Genomic DNA, 20,757 nt, shown 5'->3' with positions numbered 1-20,757 from the left:
CGACATAATTAAATAACTCGCTAAATAAGTCTAAATAAGGAATTTTCATGAGTGCCGGCATTAAATATGTAACTGACGCCTCTTTCGAACAAGACGTCCTCAAGTCCGATAAACCTGTCCTGCTCGACTTCTGGGCTGAATGGTGCGGTCCTTGCAAAATGATTGGTCCGATCCTGGAAGAGCTCGCTGGCGAGTACGGCGACAAGATACAGATCGCAAAAATGAACGTGGATGAGAACCAAGGCGTTCCTGCCCAGTTCAATATTCGCGGCATTCCTACTTTGATTCTCTTCAAAAATGGCACCGTGGCTGCCCAAAAAGTAGGCGCTTTGGCCAAATCCCAGTTGACTGCATTTATTGATAGTCATCTGTAAATAGTCTCAGACCACAGGTTCACCAGCTGAGCCTGTGGCTTTTACCGCTTTAAACGCTTTTCACACCCATTTTTTGGTGTAGTATTACTCAAACGCACTTATCAGTGCTCCGATTTTCAGCAATTTACCTCCCCCTTCTTTTAGCAAATTCCAAAATTCTGTTTTTCCACATCTGCGTGATCTAAATCAGCGCAGCGATACCCCAAAAAAATTCCCAAATTCAAATTCATCAACACCCGAGAACCACATGCAACTAACTGAACTCAAAGTCCTCCACGTATCCGCTCTGCTTGAAATGGCAGCTAGCTTGGAGATTGAAAATACACAACGCATGCGCAAACAAGAATTAATGTTTGCCATTCTAAAAAAGCGTGCGAAGGCTGGTGAAACCGTTTTCGGTGACGGCACTTTGGAAGTGCTGCCTGATGGCTTTGGCTTCTTGCGCTCCCCTGAAGCCTCTTATATGGCTTCTCCTGACGATATCTATATCTCTCCTGCGCAGATTCGTCGTTTTAACTTGCACACTGGTGATAGCGTTGAAGGTGAAGTACGCACACCTAAAGATGGTGAGCGTTACTTTGCTTTGGTAAAAGTAGACAAGATCAATGGTTTGGCTCCAGAAGCCCTCAAGAACCGCATCATGTTCGAGAACTTAACCCCATTGCACCCAAATCGCGTGATCAGCTTAGAGCGTGACATCAAGGCCGAAGAGAACCTCACTGGCCGCATCATCGATATGATCTCCCCGATTGGTTACGGCCAACGTGGCTTGATTGTGGCCTCACCAAAATCCGGTAAGACCGTGATGATGCAGCACATTGCTCACGCGATTGCCGCCAATAATCCTGAAGCAATTTTGATCGTATTACTCGTTGACGAGCGTCCTGAAGAGGTAACTGAGATGCAACGCTCCGTTCGCGGTGAAGTTGTTGCCTCTACCTTTGATGAGCCAGCAGTGCGTCACGTTCAAGTTGCCGAGATGGTGATTGAAAAAGCCAAGCGCTTGGTTGAGATGGGCAAAGATGTGATCATCTTGTTAGATTCCATTACTCGTCTTGCACGCGCATACAACACTGTTGTTCCTTCGTCAGGCAAAGTACTCTCTGGTGGTGTGGATGCCAATGCATTGCAACGTCCAAAACGTTTCTTTGGTGCCGCCCGTAATATTGAAGAAGGCGGCTCATTGACGATCATCGCAACTGCCCTGATTGAAACCGGCAGCCGTATGGATGACCTCATTTACGAAGAGTTCAAAGGAACTGGCAATATGGAAGTTCACCTTGAGCGTCGTTTGGCTGAGAGACGTGTTTACCCATCGATTAACCTCAACAAGTCTGGCACCCGCCGTGAGGAGCTCCTGGTAAAAGCTGAGAACCTCCAGAAGATTTGGGTATTGCGTAAATTGCTGGCCGACATGGACGATATCGAGGCGATGAACTTCATCGTAGATAAGCTCAAATCGACCAAAAATAATGGTGAATTCTTCGACTTAATGCGTCGCGGAGGCTAACTTAGATGCCCTCAGGGGCTATTTAAAGGTAAAAAGGGGCTGTTTTAGCCCCTTTTGCACACCCAAACAGCGCTTTGTTGTTGATTTCATGGCATAATTTCGCCTTTACCGCTTTTAAAAACCTGGGAAAGTATTTCAGCCAATTTGGCTCAAACGGCTCCCCGCTCATAGGACTCAACATGAAACCTGGCATTCACCCCGAATATCGCGAAATCGTCTTTGTAGACGTTTCCAATAACTTCAGCTTCAAGACTCGCTCCACTATGTCTACTAGAGAGACAATCAAGTGGGAAGATGGCAATGAATATCCATTGGCCAAGATCGAGACTTCATCTGAATCACACCCTTTCTACACTGGTACCCAGAAAATTATGGATACCGCTGGTCGTGTTGAGAAATTCCGTCAGAAATTCGGCACCAAAGCTGTTGCTAAAGCTACCGGTGATGGCGCTGCTAAAACAGCTGAGAAAAAAGCTGCTGCTGCAGAGGCTAAAGCTGCTGAAAAGCCATCTAAGAAGAAGGCTTAAACCACTTCTATTCGCGGGGTATGTTAAATACCTGCTCTGCGAGATAATTAAGGCAGCGTTTGCTGCCTTTTTTATTTTGAACTTCACACATGGTCAAACTTACTGCCGCCGCCACTAAATCTATTCCGCGCATTATTATTTTTGCGCTGACCTTAGTTTATGGTTTCGCTGGCCTCTTCTTTCGGGACCCCTGGAAGAATGAAGATGCCATAGGTTTTGGTGGCATGTGGACACTCTTTCGCGGTAACTCCTTAGACTGGATGGTTCCCCACTTAGCTGGACGCGATATTTCTCTTGGCGCGCCGTTGCCTTATTGGATGGGCGCCACACTTATTGAGTGGTTCGGTCCATTCATTGGCGCCGCTAATGCTGCACGCCTTTACGCAGCCATCTGCTTTTTCTCTGCTGCATTAGCAATTTGGTATGCCACCTATTTATTAGGTCGTCGTCGTGAAGTGCAGCCGATGGCATTAGCTGTTGGTGGTCAGCCTGATTTAAAGAGCTACGGCATGACCCTAGCCGATGGTGCACTGCTCATTTTCTTGGCGTGCGTAGGTCTAGCGCAACACGCTCATGAAACAACGCCAATGATTTCGCAGCTCATGGGTATCAGCATCGTGCTGTACGGTACAGTGCGCGGCTTAGATAAACCTTGGCAAGGTGGTTTATGGACTGGTCTTGGCATTGCCATCGTCGCCCTATCAAGCAATCTCACGCTGAGCTTAATCATTGTCTCCTCCACCATCATTGCGGTCATTGCTAGCAATGCAAAGTTGCGTTTTCGTTGGACGCTGACTAGTACTGTTTTAGGTTTAATCGGTTTTGCAATTTGGCCTCTGATTTGGTATCTAGCTGATCTGCCAGTGCAATGGCGTCACATCGCTGAAGAAGGCTGGCGCAATGTACCGGAAATGCGCGCTACTCCATCAATTGAATCACTTGGTTTCTTGAGTGTGAACTTCTGGGCTTACGCGTGGCCTGTCTGGCCGCTCGCAATCGTCTCCCTTGCGCACTGGGGTCGTATTAAAGAATCAGGCGCATGGCGTGCGCCCCATCTTTGCATTCCTTTGAGTTTATTTATCGGCAGCTTCATGTATGTTTTGTTCCGCCTAGAAGCAAATGAACATGACTTGATGATTTTGATTCCAAGCCTTTCCATCATTGCCGCATTTAGTTTGCCCGTTCTCAAGCGTAGCGTCATTAGTTTTATTGACTGGTTTGCAATGTTTAGCTTTACGCTAATCGCTCTGGCTATTTGGATTATTTGGCTCGCAAAAGTGACTGGCTATCCAGAATCTACGGCCGCCAATATTGCACGCCTACTACCTGGATTTACTGGTCAATTTAATGTCTTAGCCTTTATCGTGGCTCTTACTACTACGGGTGTATGGCTTGCAGTAGTTCGCTGGAGAACTTCTCGGGCCCCGAAAGAAATTTGGCGCTGCCTCATCATCTCGGCATCGGGAACCACTTTGATGTGGGTACTACTGATGTCTTTATGGCTGCCAACGATTAACTACGCCAAAACCTATCGTCAGGTTTCTGCACGATTGGCACAAGTGATCCCCACTGGTGGCGGCTGCATTGACACTAGTAACTTAGGCTCTGCACAGCTCGCCTCTTTTGAATATTTCTCCAAGCTCAATTTGCGAGATGACCCCAATTGCCCATGGATGCTGACCCACAGCCAATCCGAAGCAAAGGCATATGCAGAGCTAAATAACAAAAAGCTCACACTGCTCTGGGAAGATCGTCGCGCTGCTGACCGCGATGAACGCCTACGTCTCTACGAAGTTATCCCGGAATAATTCGTGCTGCACTTTAAACTATCGCGCCTTCGCGAGGACATCCCCTCTTTACTAAAACTAGCTGGACCTCTATTAGTGGGGCAGCTTGCTGTGATTGCATTTGGCGTACTCGATACTGCGATGACGGCGCGTTATTCAGCCGATGATTTAGCGGCGCTGGCAATGGCTTCAGCCATCTTTATCAGCATTTACGTAGGTCTCACCGGAGTGATCTCTGCGCTAGCACCAATTGCAGGACAACTCTTTGGCGCTAAACGTTTTGGAGAAATCGGTGAAGAAGTGCGGCAAGCAGCTTGGCTTGCTTTAGGTCTCACGATTTTGGGCTGTTTCATTTTGCTCAATGCAGATCACTTGCTAGCTATTTCCCGAGTCAATGATGCTATTGAAGGTAAAGCGAAGCTATATCTGAGTATTCTGGCAATTGGCTTACCAGCCAGCATGGCTATGCGCGTATTGATGGCCCTCCACAATGCAGTCTCACGCCCCACCGTCATCACCGTTGTACAAATTATTGGCTTAGGACTCAAGCTACCCTTAAACCTACTCTTTATTTATGGAGGCTTAGGCATAGAGGGCATGGGTGGGCCAGGCTGCGCTGTAGCTACTGTCATCATTAACTGGTCTTGGCTACTTATGACTCTAGGCTTTGTGTTACTTGATCGCTTTTATAAACCATTTAAGATCTTTGCTCGCTTTAGCATGCCCGATTGGCATCGTATCTGGACATTATTAAAACTTGGCGCACCCATTGGCTTTAGCTACTTGATTGAAGTAACTTCTTTCACGTTTATGTCGCTATTTATTGCCCGCCTTGGAACTACGGCATTAGCAGGCCATCAAATCGTAGCCAATATGGGAACTGTCATCTACATGGTGCCACTATCCCTCTCCATTGCGACCATGACCTTAGTTTCACAATCTATTGGTGCCAACAAGCCCGAGCGTGCCGAAGAGATAGGTTGGTCATCCGTCTTTTTTACCACCACGCTGTGCATCACTATTGGTATCGCAGTTTGGATTTTCAGAATACAGCTATTGGATTTATACGATCCACCGGCAGAGGTGAAGGTATTCTCTATTCCCCTCTTCTTATTTATAGCCTTCTATCAAGTATTTGACGCTCTTCAAGTTACCGCAGCATTTATTCTGCGGGCCTATCGCATTGCTTTTTTACCGATGGTGATTTATGCAGGCTCACTCTGGGGCGTAGGCCTTGGTGGTGGCTACCTCATGGGCTTTAATGTATTTGGTAATACACCAGAATTTCTACAAGGCGCTAATGGCTTTTGGGCTGGTAACAGCTTAAGTCTAGGCTTAGCTGCGTGCTTTTTACTCTATCTATTTAGAAGAACGGCGGAGCGCTATGAGAAGACGCATCCGCCGGTAGAGACCTAAAAAGTAGCATCTCTAGAGCTTAGCGATAGCCTGGACCTGGAGCAGGTGTTGCGTAACTAGGCACTTGATTACCCTTGGAGTACATGCACTGTTGATACGCAATATTGTATTGAGTTTGCGCTTGATTTTGTTTTCCAGATGCATTCATAGCACCAATTGCAGACCCGCCTAACAACCCTACGCCCGCACCAGTTCCAACGCCTGTATGACTGCCCCCACCAATGACAGCACCAGCAGCAGCACCAAGAGCTGCTGCTAAAGCTGCGCTAGTAACACCTTCCTTGAGAGCGGCATCGCTTGTATCTTTAACCGCATTTGCAGCAAATTGTCGGCATACTTGATCTTCTTGCTGAAACACCTCAAAAGGCTTTCCTTCACGCGGCATTACAGCAATGGTTGGACCAGTTGGCGCGGATACGCATGCAGTTAATGAAGCAAGAACGGATATAGTTGTTACTACAACGCGAGTAAATCTATTCATATTAAAACCTTTAACTATTCTGAAATTCTAAAAATATTTAGCGCTGTGGCTGCCTAGGCTGAGTGCTACTCGTTGGCGGAGTTGCAGGTTGAGTTTGCCAGCCAGTTGGGCAATCTTGTACGTATGGATAATACTTTCCACTAGCTTGGCAGTAATACCAAACTGAAGGTTGAGGTTGCGCCGCCAAGACCATTGGTTGTGGTGGAGACATATAAACAACTGGAGGTGCATATACTACCGGCGGTGCATAGTACCCGGCATAGGGGCCATAATAACCACCGCCATATGCCCAGTTACCACGCCATCCTGGACCCCAGCCACCGCCATAAGGTCCGTAGGCCGCTGGACGCCAACCACCGCCATAGCCACCACCCACAGAAACATTCCAACCCACATTGCCTGCTTGAGCAATCACTGGCGTGGTAGCCAATAAAGTGACTAAAACAACTGAGGCAACACCTAAGATGCTGAATTTATTGATTTGTTTCATGATCGACCCCCATATATTTGGTCTTTTACTGCTTTCTATTTCTATTTTAGTTTTTTCTAGTATTACTATCAATAACGCCTCAAATACGGCCAGGCTGACAAGAAAATAACTTATTTATTCAGATCGATTAGGGCCATCTATTGCTCCAATTTTGCACCTGACTGCAATACCACCTTACTCCACTTTGCAGACTCTTGCGTAATCAGTCTAGAGAGTTCTTTGGGGCTTCCGGGTGCAGGCTCTAAGCCTCCCGCCAAGAGTCGAGCTTTAACTTCAGGACTATTTAGGGTGCGGTGCGTCAACTGATTTAAGCGCTTTTGAATTGGGAGTGGCAAGTTTGCGGGTGCCATTAAAGAGAACCAAGAAACCGCCTCAAATCCTGGAAGCCCCTGCTCTGCAAATGTCGGAATCTCAGGGGCAGCATGCGAGCGCTTTAAAGTGGTTACGCCTAGGGCTTGAACTTCCCCTGCCTTAATCAAAGCCAAGGAGGAAGAAAGATTATCAAAGAGCATAGAAATGCGACCACTGAGTAAGTCAGGCAAAGATTGTGCCCGCCCCTTATAAGGAATATGACGGATTTGAACACCGGCCATTTGTTTAAATAATTCACCTGACATGTGCAAAGAAGTGCCAACACCTGATGAACCAAAAGTAAGTTGATCTGGTTTTGCTTTAGCTAATTCAATTAACTCATGAAGATTTTTAACGCCTAATTTCTTATTTACTATCAATACATTTGGTGTGCTTGCTAAAAAACTAATAGGTGTGAAATCTTTCACAGGATCAAATGAGATCTTTTCATACAGTGCGCCATTAATCGCATGAATACCCACCGTACCAATTAATAAGGTATAGCCATCTGGATCACTCTTAGCAACGAGATCAGCGCCAATATTGCCGCCATAGCCTGGGCGATTCTCAACTAGCACTGGTACGCCTAAAGTTTGCTGCCAACTTTCTGCTAAAACGCGCGCTAATATATCTGGAGCACCGCCTGGCGTAAAGGTTACGATGATGCGAATGGGTTGTTTTGGCCAGGTAGCATTTTTCTGGGAAGTACTTTGCGCAAGAACAGTAAAGCCCATGGTCAACAACACAGAAGCAAGGAGAAAGTTCTTCAGAACTTTAGAAAATTGCATGCTCAAAAATGCAAAACTAGATCAGGCGGTCTATATTAGAAACCAAAGCGAGAGCGTAGCCACAACCAGCCCTCATACTTCACTGGGTCATCAGCGCAGGGGCCGATACCGCACTCCAAGAGTGTAGATACGAGATTGCCCAAAACCAAGAGAATGAAAGCAATCACAAGTGCATTAGCAAACCATGAGCGTGAGCGGACCTCACGATTAGGTAGCATTAAGAGAATTGCTAGGCCCATTAACAAACCGGTATACCCAACATAAGCCCAAGTATAAAAATGCAACTCTAAAAATGTTTTTCCAAATCCTTTGTCGCCCGGCAGAATATGCAAGAAGACCTGACGAAGAGAAACCATCATTCCAACCAGGCCCCCAATAATGCCCCATCCGTAGTGAGATGAATAAGCGCCAGAACGAATATTCAGAACCAAAGCAAAACCAATAACCACAAATCCAACGCGCTGCATTAAACACAAAGGACAAGGCAGCTCACCAAAGTAGAGTTGATCTACAAAGGCATATGACAACATGCCGACAACAGCTAGCAATGCAAGCTGATTACCAAGTGCAGCCAAGGAAGGTAGAGAATGTTTGCTCACAATCAATTACAGACTGATATTGAGATGGTCAGTTGCATGAAAACGGAACCAAACCAGAAGAATGGCAACGGTAATCGCCAAAACTGTCAAACCTGCAAGACGCTTCTCAAACCAGACTAAGACAAGTCCGATAAAAGCTGTCAGGAAAGGTAGAAACATATACATAAGGGAATTCTAGCGCAGGACACTTTGCTTGTGGTCAATTCTGCATATTCAGGGCTTGGGGAAAGGTCTTTTGTTTAAAATGGGCTCATGACTACTAGCTCCACCCCGCCCTGCTTAGATCTACAGATTGATGGGAATGTGGCATGGGTTACCTTTAATAACCCCGCTGCGCGTAATGCGCTGACTTGGCCAATGTATGAAGAACTCAAAAGGATTTGCGACTCCCTGGCTAACAATCCTGAAATTCGAGTCGTCATTTTTCGAGGGGCAGGAGATAAAGCATTTGTCTCTGGAAGTGACATTCAGCAGTTTATCGACCTCAAAGAGGATGAGGCATATGAAGTTGCAGTCGATTATATTTTCTCCTCGCTGCAACAACTACCCATGCCGACTATTGCCATGATCGAAGGTTTGGCTGTAGGTAGCGGTTTATTGATGGCAACTTTCTGCGACTTTCGGATCTCGACGCCGGATGCACGTTTCGGTATACCAGTAGCCAAGACCTTAGGAAATTGTTTATCGCCAAGCAATTTGTCTTGGCTTGCAGCTCACCTAGGAGCTCCAACAGTGAAGAAGATGCTTCTGACTGCGGAACTCATGAAGGCGCCGGAATTATTAGCCTCAGGCTACCTCTATCAAACGGCAGAGTCTGCAGAAATCAAATCTGTTACCAATTTGCTCGCTCAAAAATTAGCAACCCTTGCTCCTATTACGCAAAAAGCCAGCAAACTGACATTGGCACACTTACTTCAAAACAATCTTCCAGACTGCACAGATCTGATGCGAGAAACCTATAACAGCAAGGACTTTAGAGAGGGTGTGAACGCCTTCTTGGAAGGTCGTCCACCTCAGTGGATTGGGAAATAAGTAAGACTGTTGGACTAGCCTTTAGAGTTTAAAAACTCCACCACGATTTTCAGGAACTGATCGGGCACCTCAACGTGAGGTACGTGCCCCACATTTTCAACTGGCACTAGCTTTGCATTCGGAATAGCTGCTTGCGCTTTCTTACCTAACTCAGGAAAGTTACCTAATGACTTTACAGCCTCTGGTGGCGCAAAGCGTCGACCAAATACCGTACGGTCATTTTGGCCAATCACCAATAACACTGGCATCTTTAATTGAGGCAAATCATTGACTACTGGTTTTTCAGCAATCATTTGGTATGTCAGCACTGAAGTCTTTGCATAGGCCGGATAGTCTGGACCTTTTTGTACGCGCACATAGACCTCTACAAACTTTTCATAAGCAGGTTGCCAATTTGGGAAATAACTTTGCAGAAAGCGGCGATAGCTCACTTCCGTTTGAGCCATCTCTAGCTTGAGCAAATCATCATTCCTCTGCGGAGGGATGTCTTTGCTGTAGTTCTCAAGTCCTAAAGGGTTCTCCAGCACAAGCTTTTGGACAGTCTGCGGATAAAGTCGGGAAAAACGAATGCCCACCATACCGCCCATTGAGTTGGCTATGACTGAAACCTGCTTGATATTGAGGGACTTCAGTAAGTCTTGCGTATTAGCAGCTAAATCATCAAAGTGGTATGCCACATCTGGCTTAGAAGACTTACCAAAGCCAATCTGATCAGGAGCAATCACACGATAGCCGGCCTTTGAAAGGCCCGCAATAGTGAAGGACCAATAATCACTGGAGAAATTCTTGCCATGAAATAACACCACTACACCCTTTTGCTTACCTAAGGCAGCAACATCCATATACATCATGCTTGCTGCCTCCCCTTGTAAAGAAGTTTTAAATTCTTTGAGTGGGTACGGGTAAGACCATTTGCTGATCCGTAAATCTAAAGGAGCCGCATCGGCATAAAGACTGGCAGGCGGAGTTGACGAGGTCTTCTCAGTACTGGCGCATGAAACCAAAAAAATAGGTGCAGCTAACATTGCACCAATCAGCAAAACTTTCTTGAGAAAACTTGTCATCAATCAGATCTTCTTTTTGATTTAGAGAATTTTTGTTTTTAAGTTTGGTAAACCGGCAACGCTACCCTCGAGCACATCCCCTTTTTTCACTGGGCCAACACCTGCTGGCGTACCGGAGAAAATTAAGTCGCCTGGCTCTAAAGTAAATAGAGTGGATAAATAAGCAATCGTGTCAGGAACGTTCCAAATCAACTGATTGAGATCGCCCTCTTGACGAACTTCACCATTCACCAAGAGCTTAACGGCGCCTTTAGCAGGATGACCACACTGACTAGCTGGCGTGATCTCACCGCAAGGGGCGGATTGATCAAATGCTTTGCCGGTATCCCAAGGGCGCCCCATCTTCTTAGCATCACCTTGAAGATCGCGCCGAGTCATATCCAGACCAACTCCGTAACCATAGACATGCTCTAAAGCTTTTTCTGCGAGAATATTTGCGCCGCCTTTACCAATAGCGACCACCATTTCAATTTCATGGTGAACATCCTTTGATAAATTTGGGTAAGCCATGTCTTTGCCATCAGTCACAATTGAATTAGCAGGCTTCATAAAGAAGAATGGTGGCTCACGATCAGGATCATGACCCATCTCACGCGCATGATCTGCATAGTTTCTACCAACGCAATAAATGCGATTCACGGCAAAGCGACGAGTATCGCCAGTCACAGGCAATGAAATCACTGATGGTGGATCAATCACAAATGCTGAAGACATAAAAACCTTTCTGGGAATTTTGATGAATGGGTGCTTTATTTCTGATGTTTAGAAGTATGACGCAATTTCAATAATAGGATGCTGAGTGCCAAGGCAAAAGTGAGTGCATTGGCTAAGATGAGGGGCCACTTTTCAATAATGAGGCCGTAAACCAGCCACAAACCCACTCCCACCGTAAATAAGGAATACATCCCCAAGGAGATGCCTGATAGGTCTCTGGTGCGCCAAGACTGTATCGCCTGGGGCAAAAAGGCTACGGTAGTCAAGAATGCAGCGCAATATCCAATAATCTCTATTTGGTGAGGCTCTAGGTTCATTTCTTCATTGTAATAAGAGAAATTTACAGTTCATTGACGCAGCGCATGAATTTTTAATCTGTAGATAATAGAAAATCGTAACTCAACCCACCATTAAAAATACAAAATGAGACAACATCTAATTCGAGGCTTTGGCCTACTACTTTGCAGTAGTCTGATCACCGCTCCACTGCTAGCGCAAACTAATAGCTCTGCCATTAAAAATTATCCTGACAAGCCTATTAAGTTGGTCATTCCATATCCACCAGGTGGTGCAACTGATGTGATTGGACGCATCATGGCGCAAGAACTCTCCAAGTCACTCAACCAGCAGGTAGTTCCTGATAATCGCGCAGGCGATAGCGGCAATATTGGTGCGGATATGGTTGCAAAATCTCCTGCTGATGGCTATACGCTCTTAATGGGTGCCCTTACTTCACACTCTATCAACGCGAATCTTGATAAAGATAAGATTCGATACAACCTTGAAAAAGATTTCACACCAGTGGACGTGGTAGGAGTAGTGCCTCTGGTTTTTGTAGTGAACCCTTCAGTCCCCGTCAAGAATATGAAAGAGTTCATTGCCTACGCAAAAGCGAACCCAGGCAAACTCACGTTCGCATCATCTGGAGCTGGTGCACCACAACGTCTTGCGATGGAAATGTTTCGCTATCAACTGGGTTTAGATTTATTACACGTACCCTATAAAGGTAGCGGCCCCGCTATGACTGATCTAGTAGGCGGTCAAGTGCTTACGATGTCTGAAACCGTACCAGCAGCTCTGCAATTTATTCAAGCCGGTCAGTTAAGGCCTTTAGCCGTGACAACCGCTAAACGGATTAGTCAATTGCCGGATGTACCAACCGTCACTGAAGCCACGGGCTTGCCTAACTTTGATGTAGTAAGTATGTTTGGTATTTTGGCTCCAGCAGGAACTCCTAAGCCCATCATCGATAAACTCAGCGCAGACATCAAGGTTATTTTGCAGCGCCCTGAAGTGCAAGATCGTATGTTGGCAGCAGGCGTATACGTGAACTATCTCTCGCCCGCAGATTCCAGCAAGCGCATTACACGGGAAATGACCATGTGGAGCAAGGTTATTAAAGACGCCAATATCAAGCCTGATTAAGGCTAATTTAATGGAATGGAAAAAATCGCTTTCAGCGTTAATGAATCCGTACTGTTAGAGAAGCCCTTACCTACCCCAGCCTGAAAAGAAAGTGGTTTGCCTTCGTAGTACATCATCAAGAAACCCAATTGCTGGGTATTTTGGTAATTGATGGGCTGACCAAGTTGATTCAGGTTGGAGTAATACTCTACCCCAAGCGCTAACTCAGGTGTTACCTCTCTAGATAAGCGAGTTGCCGTGGAAAAATAAGGTGACTGATGTACGTAGGGCTGTGAAAGCGGCATATCCACAATCGGATTAAATGAGAAAAGCCACTCATCAAAATGCTTACCGACAATGAAACGCATTTCACTGTTGTATCTAGATTCATCAAACTGCGGTTGCACGTTAGCTAACTCTAGATTGGCACCTGCGAAAAAAGAGTCGCCCTTATCTTCGCGTATTGGCAACCATTTCATACGCAATTTCGTTGCTGCATATTGAAATTTGTTGTCGTAGTTCACATAAGAGATATATAAGCCTGCCTCTAAATCATGACCTAAGCCATAAGCAAACTCTGGGGTCACCCGCACACCATTGTTGTTCATTACCTCTCCTGGATAGGAAGGGGTTTGAATACCTCGGGGAGTACTGTTTAAATGCACCTCTAGGCTAGCTTCACCCTTGGCATTAATTTCGTCATCGTAGACCTGAATTTCATCCTGCAGAACCGCCATACTGATAGATGGCGAGAGGATTAATGCGGTTAATAGCAACCCCTGAATGAGTGCTTTCTTGAGGGGGTAAGCTTGCATCTGCATGATGCGTGAGTTTAACAAGGATTAGGGTTTTTTGACGCGCTCACTCCAAAGCTGCCATGGGCGTCCAATGGTTTTCTCAATTGTTTCCTGCGAAGCGATAGCCTCACCAGGACTCAGGTACTGCACCTGCCCCATCTTCATTGCTTCAGACTGAATACTCGCATTCTGAATTGCATACACTGTTCTAAAGACCGCTTTCTTAATGGAGTCTGCTCCTGCAGCATATCCGTGGCCACGCATCAAAACAAAATATTGCAAACCCATAGTTTTAGATAAAGCATCACCCAAATCTCCATTGCTAACAAACATATCCGTATCGGGATTGGGCTTAGCAAAATTTCGGATTTCGAAAACCGGTGCACCCTCACCCAAAAAGGCACTCATGTGATAGACGGGCTTGAGTGTTGTGCCTGTTAAGCCGTAAGGTAGGATAGGTGCAGCATGGCCATGAATAACTGAATTAATATCGGGGCGATTTTTCAGAATGCCACTATGAATAAAGCGTTCGCCATAAGCTACTCGCGTATCACCATTTAAGGCCTTGCCATTCATATCAAATTCCATGATGTCTTCAGCTTTGACAACAGATGGCGCAACACTTCTTGCCAAAAAGAAGGTGTTGGGATTGATTGGGCTACGAACACTAATATGCCCATAACCATCTACTGCATTTTGGTCATACAAAATATGATTGGCAAGAACAAGCTCTTCAATCGCCGTTTTCACAGCTGGATTTTGATCCATCTGTTCCTGAACAGTTGCAGCAAGTGCTTGGGAAAAAAGCAGAATCAGAAAAGAAGAAAGGAATTGTTTTTTCATTATTCAACTTTGCCAATTTTTCTCACAACCTCACCCATCTGAGTAGATTCCTTATCCCAGTAGGTCTTAAATTCAGGCGCATCCATATATTGAATTGGACTTCCTGCTCCATTGATCACAGTGCGTACCCGCTCATCATTCGCAGCTTGTTTAGCAGCCTCACGGAGCTTATTGGTGATGTAGTCAGGGGTTGCGCTGGGCACAAATAAACCGGCCCATTGCGAGAACTCCACTTTCACTCCCATCTCTTTAAAGCTAGGCACCTCAGGCATGCTAGCTAATCTGCCATCACCCCAATGGGCCAATGCACGTACTTTGCCCGCCTTAATTTGCTGAACGATTGAAGAAGGTCCAGTAGCAATCGCATCCACTTGGCCGCCCAATAAACCCACAATCGCTGGCCCTGCACCTGTATACGGAATATGCACCATGTAGAACTTCTCTGAAGACTTGAGCATCTCCATTGGTACATGCATCGTGCCGTAATTACCCGACGATCCAAAATTGTATTTACCGGGATTGGCTCGCATTGCTGCCACAAAAGATTTGTAATCTTTCCATGGGCTATCCGCCCTCACTACTAACACTGTTGGGTCCGCTGTAAAGCGAGCGATCGGCTTGAGTTGGTTAAGCTGAAAAGATTGCTCTCTTCCCACTACTTTATCTGCCTCTGGAATAATTGAAATAGACGATAGGGCCATCAAAATCGTGTAGCCGTCAGGCTTTGCTCTGGCTACTGCTGCCATGCCAATGCCACCGCCAGCCCCAGCTTTATTTTCCACAATCACTGGCTGACCCAAGCTACGAGAAAGTGCCTCTGCCACCGGCCTACCAACAGTATCAGCAACGCCACCCGGCGGAAATGGCACAACCATAGTGATGGGCTTTGTAGGCCAGGCTTCTGGTGCTTGAGCAATAGCCCCCTGAGAGGCCAAGCAAGCACATAAAAAGACTAAGGTAGTAGCAAATGAATATTTTTGTCTCATTTTTTGTCTCAAATACGTAAATTAGTTATTATTTATACTCTTTATCCTACTACAAGATTCATCACAATAAACAGGGGTTAACGTAGACAAAACCCCAGCCGGAGACAGTAAACATGAGATATGCCGCATTTGTTTTAGCCAAAGAACCTACAAAAACTCGCGTTGGAATTGTGTCTGCTGATGGCACGACAGTTCAAGAGCTCGATTTGGGCGTTGACGTTAGTGAAGATGGCATTGTTGCCATTCTCAAATCTGACCTCGCAGGCAAGCTCCCAAAACCTATTTCCACGCATGCGTTTAGCGACATCCGTCTACTCGCTCCTGTACCTAGACCGCGTCGCAATATTTTCTGCGTCGGTAAAAATTATCATGAGCACGCTAAAGAATTTTCCAACAGCGGATTTGATGGCAGCGCTAAACCTGGGGAAGATATTCCAAGCCATGCAATCTTCTTCACGAAGCCACCCGAGTCTGTAACCGGACCCAATACTAACGTCATTATCCCCACTGCTGTATCCAGCTGCATCGATTACGAAGCGGAACTCACGATTGTGATTGGCAAAGGCGGCAAGGGCATTAGCGAAGCAGATGCTATGAAACACGTCTGGGGTTATACCGCCATCAATGATGTGACGGCGCGCGATTGGCAGCAAAGACATAAGCAATGGTTTTTAGGAAAAAGCTTTGATACCTTCTGCCCTATGGGTCCTTGGGTCGTTACAGCAGATGAAGTCGATGCTGAAAATATCCCAGTCAAGTGCTGGGTCAATGGTGAATTACGCCAAAACTCCAATACTAAAGATCTGATTTTTGACATCCCCAATATGATCGCTACGGTCTCTGCAGGCATCACCCTCTACCCAGGAGACTTGATCGCCACCGGAACTCCAGTCGGCGTTGGCATTGGCTTTAAACCTCCCAAGTACTTAGTAAACGGAGATGTTGTCGTTGTTGAGATGGGTGGTATTGGAAAGCTTGAGAACACTTTTATTGCTGAATAAAAAAGCATTTATTAGCCCTCTAAACAAGCTACTTGAGCAGAAGAAAAGCCACCCTCGGGTGGCTTTCTTTTAGATAAACAAACTCTGTAGTGATCAAGCCAAAGTGAACTTTAAATCTCCGAGTTTTTCTACTGAACTTACGATCTTATCGCCCTTCTTCAGCCATACCTGCTTGTCTTTTGGCATACCAGCAATAACGCCTTGCGGTGTACCAGTGAAAACAATATCTCCCGGCTCTAATGTCCAGTAGGTGCTGATGTAAGACAATATTTTTTGAGTGTTATGAATGAAGTCGGAAGTATTTGAGTTCTGACGTAACTCGCCATTAACCCAAGTCTTTACCTGAAGCTTATTAGGATCACCTACTAAGTCAGAAGTAACAAAATAAGGTCCAATTGGTGCATATTGGTCTAAGGTCTTGCCAATCATCCATTGCCCACTCGGCAATTCCAGCTGCAAATCACGTGATGAGAAATCATTTGAGGTGCAATAACCTGCCACATAATCCAAAGCAGCCGATTCGGGAACATTGCGCATCTGCTTGCCGACAACAATCAACAGCTCAGTTTCATAATCTAGCTTATAAGAAACTGATGGCGGTGGAATTTGCAATAAACAGTTGTGAGCCGTAAGACTATTGTTGTACTTATTGAATAGCGGCGGTACACGTGGGTGAGCCATACCAACCTCATCCGCATGCGCACGGTAATTTAAGCCAACGCAAACAATCTTTCCAGGGTTTTTAAACAGGCGCCCGAAAGTGATGTCGGATTCCTTTAAGTAAGGCACGCCAGATTTATCGGCGCTTGCTACTACCTTATTAAATCCCGCAGCATTACCCTCTTGCAATAATTGATCCAAGGTAGTCGGTGCTGCAATCCTCATTTTCTTAGCTACAGCACGAATATCGATAACACCTTTTGGGTTAACCACACCCAAGGTTTCTGTTCCATCCGCATTTTGGATCGAGAGAATTTTGCTGTTTTTCACCATCTCACGTGGACCGGTGTAAACCTCCCCTCCCCATACTGAGGTGGGATGAGCTGAAGCCTCCTTCATTACACCCATAGTAGAGGCAGCTACTAAACCGGCCCCAGCAGCTGAAGCAGTCTTCATAAATTGGCGACGTGAACTCATCTATATCTCCTTGTGTTGTTATCTATTTTTTAACTACAAAAGGAATACTACCGCACCCTTTTATGCGGTGCCGCAGCAAATATAAATGTCAGCAGGCTTAACCCAGACCCAGATAAATAGCTAAGTGATAGGTAATAAAGGAGGCGATATAGGCCAAGCCAAATAAGTAGCTCAGCATGATGATCGGAATCTTCCAGCCACCCGTCTCGCGCTTTACTGCAGCAATGGTAGATAAGCACTGGGGGGCAAATACAAACCAAGCCAATAGAGATAAAGCCGTAGCTAAAGACCAGCCATTGGAGATTAAAGGGATTAGTGCATCAGCCGCATCGACGCTCGAGCTCGACAATGCATATACCGTTGCCAACGAACTCACTACAACCTCGCGAGCCGCCATGCCGGGTACTAAAGCAATGCTGATTTGCCAGTTAAATCCAATTGGTGAAAACACATGTGCTAAGGCCTGACCCATCATTCCAGCAAAGCTGTATTGAATCGGCGATCCTGTTGCACCCTCAGACGGGAACGGAAAGCTAGATAACACCCACAAACCAATAGTCATCAGCAAAATAATTCCGCCAACACGGCGCAAAAAGATTTCTGCTCTTTGCCACAAGCTAATAGCTAAATTTCCTAAGCGAGGCAAGTGATAGCTAGGCAACTCCATCATGAGCGCGTTCATCCTAAATTGCTCACTCGTAAAGCGCTTCAGAATCCAGGCAACCGCCATCGCACCCAAAATTCCAGCGAGATAAAGTAAGAATAAAACCAAGCCTTGCAAATCAATACCCGCCCATAGCTTTTGCTCTGGAATGAATGCTGAGATCAATAAGGCATATACCGGCAGACGTGCAGAACAAGTCATCATGGGTGCAATCAGAATCGTCACCATGCGATCGCGCGCATTAGAGATGCTTCGGGTGGCCATAATTCCGGGGATGGCACAAGCAAAGCTGGAAAGGAGTGGAATGAAGGATCTACCTGATAAGCCAACAGAGCCCATTACCCTATCTAGTAGATAGGCAGCCCTTGGAAGATAACCCGACTCTTCTAGCAAAAGAATAAAGAAGAACAAAATTAGAATTTGCGGCAAGAAAATCACCACACCACCTAAACCTGCCAAAATTCCATTGATTAACAAACTACGCAGCCATCCATTGGGCAATACTTCAATGATCTGAGCACCCAGAAAGTCTACTGCGGATTTAATCAGGTCCATGGGTACCGTAGCCCAACTAAATACGGCCTGAAAAATACAAAAGAGTAAGGCCACCAAAATGATGGGGCCAAAAACTGGATGAAGTAATACGGCATCTAAGCGATCGCTCAATTGATCGGGAATGATTTGATCTAGCTTGAGGTTTTGCAGAATTCGTTGAACTTGAATATTGTCAGATTCAGTATGGGCAATATGAGAAGCGACATTCTCTAAGGTCGCATCACTAGTACCTGTGCGCAATCCATTGAGATTACGCCAGTCCAGATTCGATAAGAAATGCTTGATTTCATCAGCGCCATCAGATTGAATACCAATGCTAGTGAGCACCGGCAAACCCAATTCACTTGAAAGTGCAGCAGTGTCTATATGCAAGCCTTGACGCTTAGCAATATCAAGCATATTGAGCACCACGATACAAGGCAGCCCCAAGCGCTTTGCAGCAAGTACCAAGCGCAAGTTGCGACGCAGGTTCATGGCGCTCAACACGCAAATGACAAGGTCGGGACGCTTTTCACCTTCGGCTCGACCAAGGAGAACATTGCAGGTCACGCGCTCATCCAAGGATCTTGGATACAAGCTATAGGCGCCAGGTAAATCCAGTATGCGGATATTTTTGCCAGACTCAAGAGATAGGCGCCCTTCTTTGCGCTCAACAGTAACACCTGAATAGTTCGCTACCTTTTGACGACTGCCAGTCAACAAATTGAATAATGCCGTTTTGCCACAATTGGGATTACCCAATAAAGCTACGAGTGACTCACTCGAGAAAAAGTGAACTTTAGATTCAGACATGTGAAATGGCATCGACCGTGATCATGCGTGCTTCTGCTTGACGTAACGCGAATGTGGAGGCTCCGACGCGAACCATATATGGACCCTTACCAAGCAAACCTTTACGCAGAACAGTCACCTGCTCACCAGGTAAAAACCCAATGTCTTCCAGCTGCCCTTTAATTTGAGGGGCACCCTTAGGCGCGTTAACCGCGCTCACTCGGTAAAGAACTTCCAAATCAACCTGGTCCAAATGCATGGAGGATTGTCACTTTTATCAATAAATAGGAACGATTCTCATTATATACCTTATACTTGAGAATGGTTCTCATTAATATATACCTGAACTTATGAAAAATAACTATTTAAAACATACACTTATCAGTATTTTCTTGTTGTTAAATTTGACAAATATCTCCATTGCAGCAAGCAAAGATATCCAGATTTCAATTAAAAATGGGCGCTTTTCTCCATCAGAAATTGATATCCCCGCCGATACCAAAGTAAAGCTTACTATTGAAAATCTAGATGACACTCCAGAGGAATTTGAAAGTTATGACCTCAACAGAGAGGTGTTAATCAAGGCCAAAAGCAAGGCCTCTTTCTACATCGGACCTTTAAGTCCTGGCATCTATAAATTTGAAGGTGAATTTAGCCCTGAAACCGCTCAAGGCGTAGTAAGGGTTAAATGATAATGAGAAATAATTTAATGCAAGGCTTATGTTGCCTTGCCCTTCTCTCAGCCAGTGCATTGGTTCATGCTGGAGAGTACTTAAGTGGGCCAGCAGATTACATCTACACCCCAAGAGTGGAAGAGGGCGAAAGAGAGATCGATACCAAGTTTGGAACCCAGACTCCCAGAAGCGGTGAAGACAATAGACAATCAGGCGCTTCTATTGGTTTCGGTTATGGCGTGAACTCCTGGTGGTTCACTGAGATTTATGGAAAAGTCACTTGGGATGGTACTAACTCTCAATTTGATGCGGTGGAATGGGAGAATAAATTTCAACTAACAGAAACTGGAAAATACCCAGTAGACATCGGCTTCTTGCTTGAGTTAGAACGTCCTCAAAATCGCAATGAAGGGTATGAGGCCAAATACGGCTTCTTATTTCAAAGTGAATGGAAAAAGTGGGTCGCCAATCTCAACGTCTTGATGCAAGGACACTACACGGGCACTGAAAATCAGGGTACTTATTTCGGCTACCAGGGCCAGGTGAAGTATCGCCTTCAGCCAGAGCTGGAGCTTGGAGCTCAGATCTACTCATGGCTAGGACAGGTTAATAACTGGAACACCAATGAACAGCAACAATCTAGTGCGGGGCCAGCCATTTTTGGGAAAACCAAACTGGGCCGCAAGGAAGCTTTGAAATACAACGTAGCCTACCTCTGGGGAACCACCACCGCATCACCAAAAAACACCATCAGAATGCAGGTGGAGTACGAATTTTAAGAACAAGAGCTCA

24 protein-coding genes are annotated in these 20,757 nt (G+C 45.7%); 10 read left to right on the top strand and 14 right to left on the bottom strand.

The genetic code is table 11. The features are described from left to right. Positions 1-47 precede the first annotated feature (47 nt). The 5 genes from trxA (at position 48) to ICE90_RS04975 (ending at position 5,614) form a co-directional block, all read left to right on the top strand. Positions 48-374 (top strand): thioredoxin TrxA, encoded by a 327-nt coding sequence (gene trxA / locus ICE90_RS04995; protein WP_062309025.1) that lies wholly within the window; start codon positions 48-50, stop codon positions 372-374. A 247-nt stretch (positions 375-621) separates the two neighbouring features. After that, a complete protein-coding gene (gene rho, locus ICE90_RS04990; RefSeq protein ID WP_011903147.1) occupies positions 622-1,884 on the top strand; it encodes a transcription termination factor Rho in 1,263 nt (420 codons plus the stop codon). Positions 1,885-2,063: 179 nt separating this feature from the next. Next, complete coding sequence (locus ICE90_RS04985) at positions 2,064-2,411, top strand: type B 50S ribosomal protein L31 (protein ID WP_215321815.1); 348 nt, start codon at positions 2,064-2,066, stop codon at positions 2,409-2,411. Positions 2,412-2,500: 89 nt separating this feature from the next. Continuing rightward, positions 2,501-4,219 carry a glycosyltransferase family 39 protein gene (locus tag ICE90_RS04980; protein ID WP_215321814.1) on the top strand — a complete coding sequence of 573 codons (1,719 nt, stop codon included), beginning with the start codon at positions 2,501-2,503 and terminating at the stop codon, positions 4,217-4,219. Between the two features lie 3 nt (positions 4,220-4,222). Then, entirely contained in the window at positions 4,223-5,614 is a 1,392-nt protein-coding gene (locus ICE90_RS04975) for an MATE family efflux transporter (protein ID WP_215321813.1), read from the top strand. A gap of 19 nt (positions 5,615-5,633) precedes the next feature. Here the strand turns inward: ICE90_RS04975 and ICE90_RS04970 are convergent, their stop codons facing one another. The 5 genes from ICE90_RS04970 to ICE90_RS04950 all read right to left on the bottom strand — a co-directional run bounded on the left by ICE90_RS04970 (position 5,634) and on the right by ICE90_RS04950 (position 8,488). After that, positions 5,634-6,095: a glycine zipper family protein gene (locus ICE90_RS04970; RefSeq protein ID WP_215321812.1), complete on the bottom strand. Its 462-nt coding sequence runs from the start codon at positions 6,093-6,095 to the stop codon at positions 5,634-5,636. Positions 6,096-6,132: 37 nt separating this feature from the next. Further along, positions 6,133-6,585, bottom strand: coding sequence for a hypothetical protein (locus tag ICE90_RS04965; protein ID WP_215321811.1), 453 nt, complete (start codon positions 6,583-6,585; stop codon positions 6,133-6,135). A gap of 137 nt (positions 6,586-6,722) precedes the next feature. Next, positions 6,723-7,724, bottom strand: coding sequence for a tripartite tricarboxylate transporter substrate binding protein (locus tag ICE90_RS04960; protein WP_255533294.1), 1,002 nt, complete (start codon positions 7,722-7,724; stop codon positions 6,723-6,725). A 35-nt stretch (positions 7,725-7,759) separates the two neighbouring features. Further along, complete coding sequence (locus ICE90_RS04955; RefSeq protein WP_216191219.1) at positions 7,760-8,323, bottom strand: disulfide bond formation protein B; 564 nt, start codon at positions 8,321-8,323, stop codon at positions 7,760-7,762. 6 nt (positions 8,324-8,329) lie between these two features. Continuing rightward, positions 8,330-8,488 (bottom strand): DUF5993 family protein, encoded by a 159-nt coding sequence (locus ICE90_RS04950; RefSeq protein WP_158009030.1) that lies wholly within the window; start codon positions 8,486-8,488, stop codon positions 8,330-8,332. A gap of 87 nt (positions 8,489-8,575) precedes the next feature. Between ICE90_RS04950 and ICE90_RS04945 the strand changes: the two genes are divergently transcribed. Beyond that, a complete protein-coding gene (locus ICE90_RS04945) occupies positions 8,576-9,355 on the top strand; it encodes an enoyl-CoA hydratase/isomerase family protein (protein ID WP_216191217.1) in 780 nt (259 codons plus the stop codon). Positions 9,356-9,369: 14 nt separating this feature from the next. Here ICE90_RS04945 and ICE90_RS04940 read toward each other — a convergent pair whose 3' ends face one another. From ICE90_RS04940 to ICE90_RS04930, 3 genes are read right to left on the bottom strand one after another with little or no spacing between them, the layout of a single operon-like run. Continuing rightward, entirely contained in the window at positions 9,370-10,419 is a 1,050-nt protein-coding gene (locus tag ICE90_RS04940; protein WP_216191215.1) for an alpha/beta fold hydrolase, read from the bottom strand. 21 nt (positions 10,420-10,440) lie between these two features. Next, a complete protein-coding gene (locus ICE90_RS04935; protein WP_216191212.1) occupies positions 10,441-11,133 on the bottom strand; it encodes a fumarylacetoacetate hydrolase family protein in 693 nt (230 codons plus the stop codon). Between the two features lie 35 nt (positions 11,134-11,168). Further along, on the bottom strand, positions 11,169-11,450 hold the full coding sequence (locus tag ICE90_RS04930; protein WP_215321806.1) for a SemiSWEET transporter: 282 nt from the start codon (positions 11,448-11,450) through the stop codon (positions 11,169-11,171). Positions 11,451-11,556: 106 nt separating this feature from the next. On the opposite strand from ICE90_RS04930, the gene ICE90_RS04925 reads away from it, so the two are divergent. Beyond that, positions 11,557-12,558: a tripartite tricarboxylate transporter substrate binding protein gene (locus tag ICE90_RS04925; RefSeq protein ID WP_215321805.1), complete on the top strand. Its 1,002-nt coding sequence runs from the start codon at positions 11,557-11,559 to the stop codon at positions 12,556-12,558. Positions 12,559-12,560: 2 nt separating this feature from the next. Here ICE90_RS04925 and ICE90_RS04920 read toward each other — a convergent pair whose 3' ends face one another. Genes ICE90_RS04920 through ICE90_RS04910 form a run of 3 tightly spaced genes read right to left on the bottom strand, consistent with a single transcriptional unit; the run spans position 12,561 to position 15,163 of the window. After that, on the bottom strand, positions 12,561-13,358 hold the full coding sequence (locus tag ICE90_RS04920; RefSeq protein ID WP_215321804.1) for a transporter: 798 nt from the start codon (positions 13,356-13,358) through the stop codon (positions 12,561-12,563). A 21-nt stretch (positions 13,359-13,379) separates the two neighbouring features. Continuing rightward, positions 13,380-14,177, bottom strand: a complete 798-nt coding sequence (locus ICE90_RS04915) for a class II aldolase/adducin family protein (RefSeq protein WP_216191210.1) — start codon at positions 14,175-14,177, stop codon at positions 13,380-13,382. After that, positions 14,177-15,163, bottom strand: coding sequence for a tripartite tricarboxylate transporter substrate binding protein (locus tag ICE90_RS04910; RefSeq protein ID WP_216191208.1), 987 nt, complete (start codon positions 15,161-15,163; stop codon positions 14,177-14,179). Before ICE90_RS04910 ends, ICE90_RS04915 begins: the two co-directional genes overlap by 1 nt. Positions 15,164-15,276: 113 nt before the next feature. On the opposite strand from ICE90_RS04910, the gene ICE90_RS04905 reads away from it, so the two are divergent. Beyond that, positions 15,277-16,164, top strand: coding sequence for a fumarylacetoacetate hydrolase family protein (locus tag ICE90_RS04905; protein ID WP_216191206.1), 888 nt, complete (start codon positions 15,277-15,279; stop codon positions 16,162-16,164). Positions 16,165-16,257: 93 nt separating this feature from the next. On the opposite strand, the gene ICE90_RS04900 is transcribed toward ICE90_RS04905, so the two are convergent. The 3 genes from ICE90_RS04900 to ICE90_RS04890 all read right to left on the bottom strand — a co-directional run bounded on the left by ICE90_RS04900 (position 16,258) and on the right by ICE90_RS04890 (position 19,550). Then, entirely contained in the window at positions 16,258-17,301 is a 1,044-nt protein-coding gene (locus ICE90_RS04900) for a fumarylacetoacetate hydrolase family protein (RefSeq protein WP_216191204.1), read from the bottom strand. A gap of 97 nt (positions 17,302-17,398) precedes the next feature. After that, positions 17,399-19,312, bottom strand: a complete 1,914-nt coding sequence (locus ICE90_RS04895; protein ID WP_216191203.1) for a ferrous iron transporter B — start codon at positions 19,310-19,312, stop codon at positions 17,399-17,401. Then, the gene (locus ICE90_RS04890) at positions 19,305-19,550 is read right to left on the bottom strand and encodes a FeoA family protein (RefSeq protein WP_215359742.1); all 246 of its coding nucleotides are present in this window, start codon (positions 19,548-19,550) and stop codon (positions 19,305-19,307) included. Before ICE90_RS04890 ends, ICE90_RS04895 begins: the two co-directional genes overlap by 8 nt. A gap of 91 nt (positions 19,551-19,641) precedes the next feature. Here ICE90_RS04890 and ICE90_RS04885 point away from each other — a divergent pair, with 91 nt between their 5' ends. Together ICE90_RS04885 and ICE90_RS04880 are read left to right on the top strand one after the other, a co-directional pair. Next, on the top strand, positions 19,642-19,983 hold the full coding sequence (locus tag ICE90_RS04885; RefSeq protein ID WP_216191201.1) for a cupredoxin domain-containing protein: 342 nt from the start codon (positions 19,642-19,644) through the stop codon (positions 19,981-19,983). Between the two features lie 2 nt (positions 19,984-19,985). Then, on the top strand, positions 19,986-20,744 hold the full coding sequence (locus ICE90_RS04880; RefSeq protein WP_215321797.1) for a hypothetical protein: 759 nt from the start codon (positions 19,986-19,988) through the stop codon (positions 20,742-20,744). Positions 20,745-20,757: the final 13 nt, after the last annotated feature.

It is taken from the genome of Polynucleobacter sp. AP-RePozz3-80-G7 (assembly GCF_018882145.1).
Taxonomy (GTDB): domain Bacteria; phylum Pseudomonadota; class Gammaproteobacteria; order Burkholderiales; family Burkholderiaceae; genus Polynucleobacter.
The sequence above is the reverse complement of the archived record's forward strand: the minus strand, read 5'-3'. Positions and strand labels throughout refer to the sequence as shown.

Coding starts and splice junctions, on each gene's coding strand:
- trxA (WP_062309025.1), top strand. CDS start 48: ATGAGTGCCGGCATTAAATATGTAACTGACGCCTCTTTCGAACAAGAC.
- rho (WP_011903147.1), top strand. CDS start 622: ATGCAACTAACTGAACTCAAAGTCCTCCACGTATCCGCTCTGCTTGAA.
- ICE90_RS04985 (WP_215321815.1), top strand. CDS start 2,064: ATGAAACCTGGCATTCACCCCGAATATCGCGAAATCGTCTTTGTAGAC.
- ICE90_RS04980 (WP_215321814.1), top strand. CDS start 2,501: ATGGTCAAACTTACTGCCGCCGCCACTAAATCTATTCCGCGCATTATT.
- ICE90_RS04970 (WP_215321812.1), bottom strand. CDS start 6,095: ATGAATAGATTTACTCGCGTTGTAGTAACAACTATATCCGTTCTTGCT.
- ICE90_RS04965 (WP_215321811.1), bottom strand. CDS start 6,585: ATGAAACAAATCAATAAATTCAGCATCTTAGGTGTTGCCTCAGTTGTT.
- ICE90_RS04960 (WP_255533294.1), bottom strand. CDS start 7,724: ATGCAATTTTCTAAAGTTCTGAAGAACTTTCTCCTTGCTTCTGTGTTG.
- ICE90_RS04950 (WP_158009030.1), bottom strand. CDS start 8,488: ATGTATATGTTTCTACCTTTCCTGACAGCTTTTATCGGACTTGTCTTA.
- ICE90_RS04945 (WP_216191217.1), top strand. CDS start 8,576: ATGACTACTAGCTCCACCCCGCCCTGCTTAGATCTACAGATTGATGGG.
- ICE90_RS04940 (WP_216191215.1), bottom strand. CDS start 10,419: ATGACAAGTTTTCTCAAGAAAGTTTTGCTGATTGGTGCAATGTTAGCT.
- ICE90_RS04935 (WP_216191212.1), bottom strand. CDS start 11,133: ATGTCTTCAGCATTTGTGATTGATCCACCATCAGTGATTTCATTGCCT.
- ICE90_RS04930 (WP_215321806.1), bottom strand. CDS start 11,450: ATGAACCTAGAGCCTCACCAAATAGAGATTATTGGATATTGCGCTGCA.
- ICE90_RS04925 (WP_215321805.1), top strand. CDS start 11,557: ATGAGACAACATCTAATTCGAGGCTTTGGCCTACTACTTTGCAGTAGT.
- ICE90_RS04920 (WP_215321804.1), bottom strand. CDS start 13,358: ATGCAGATGCAAGCTTACCCCCTCAAGAAAGCACTCATTCAGGGGTTG.
- ICE90_RS04915 (WP_216191210.1), bottom strand. CDS start 14,177: ATGAAAAAACAATTCCTTTCTTCTTTTCTGATTCTGCTTTTTTCCCAA.
- ICE90_RS04910 (WP_216191208.1), bottom strand. CDS start 15,163: ATGAGACAAAAATATTCATTTGCTACTACCTTAGTCTTTTTATGTGCT.
- ICE90_RS04905 (WP_216191206.1), top strand. CDS start 15,277: ATGAGATATGCCGCATTTGTTTTAGCCAAAGAACCTACAAAAACTCGC.
- ICE90_RS04900 (WP_216191204.1), bottom strand. CDS start 17,301: ATGAGTTCACGTCGCCAATTTATGAAGACTGCTTCAGCTGCTGGGGCC.
- ICE90_RS04895 (WP_216191203.1), bottom strand. CDS start 19,312: ATGTCTGAATCTAAAGTTCACTTTTTCTCGAGTGAGTCACTCGTAGCT.
- ICE90_RS04890 (WP_215359742.1), bottom strand. CDS start 19,550: ATGCATTTGGACCAGGTTGATTTGGAAGTTCTTTACCGAGTGAGCGCG.
- ICE90_RS04885 (WP_216191201.1), top strand. CDS start 19,642: ATGAAAAATAACTATTTAAAACATACACTTATCAGTATTTTCTTGTTG.
- ICE90_RS04880 (WP_215321797.1), top strand. CDS start 19,986: ATGAGAAATAATTTAATGCAAGGCTTATGTTGCCTTGCCCTTCTCTCA.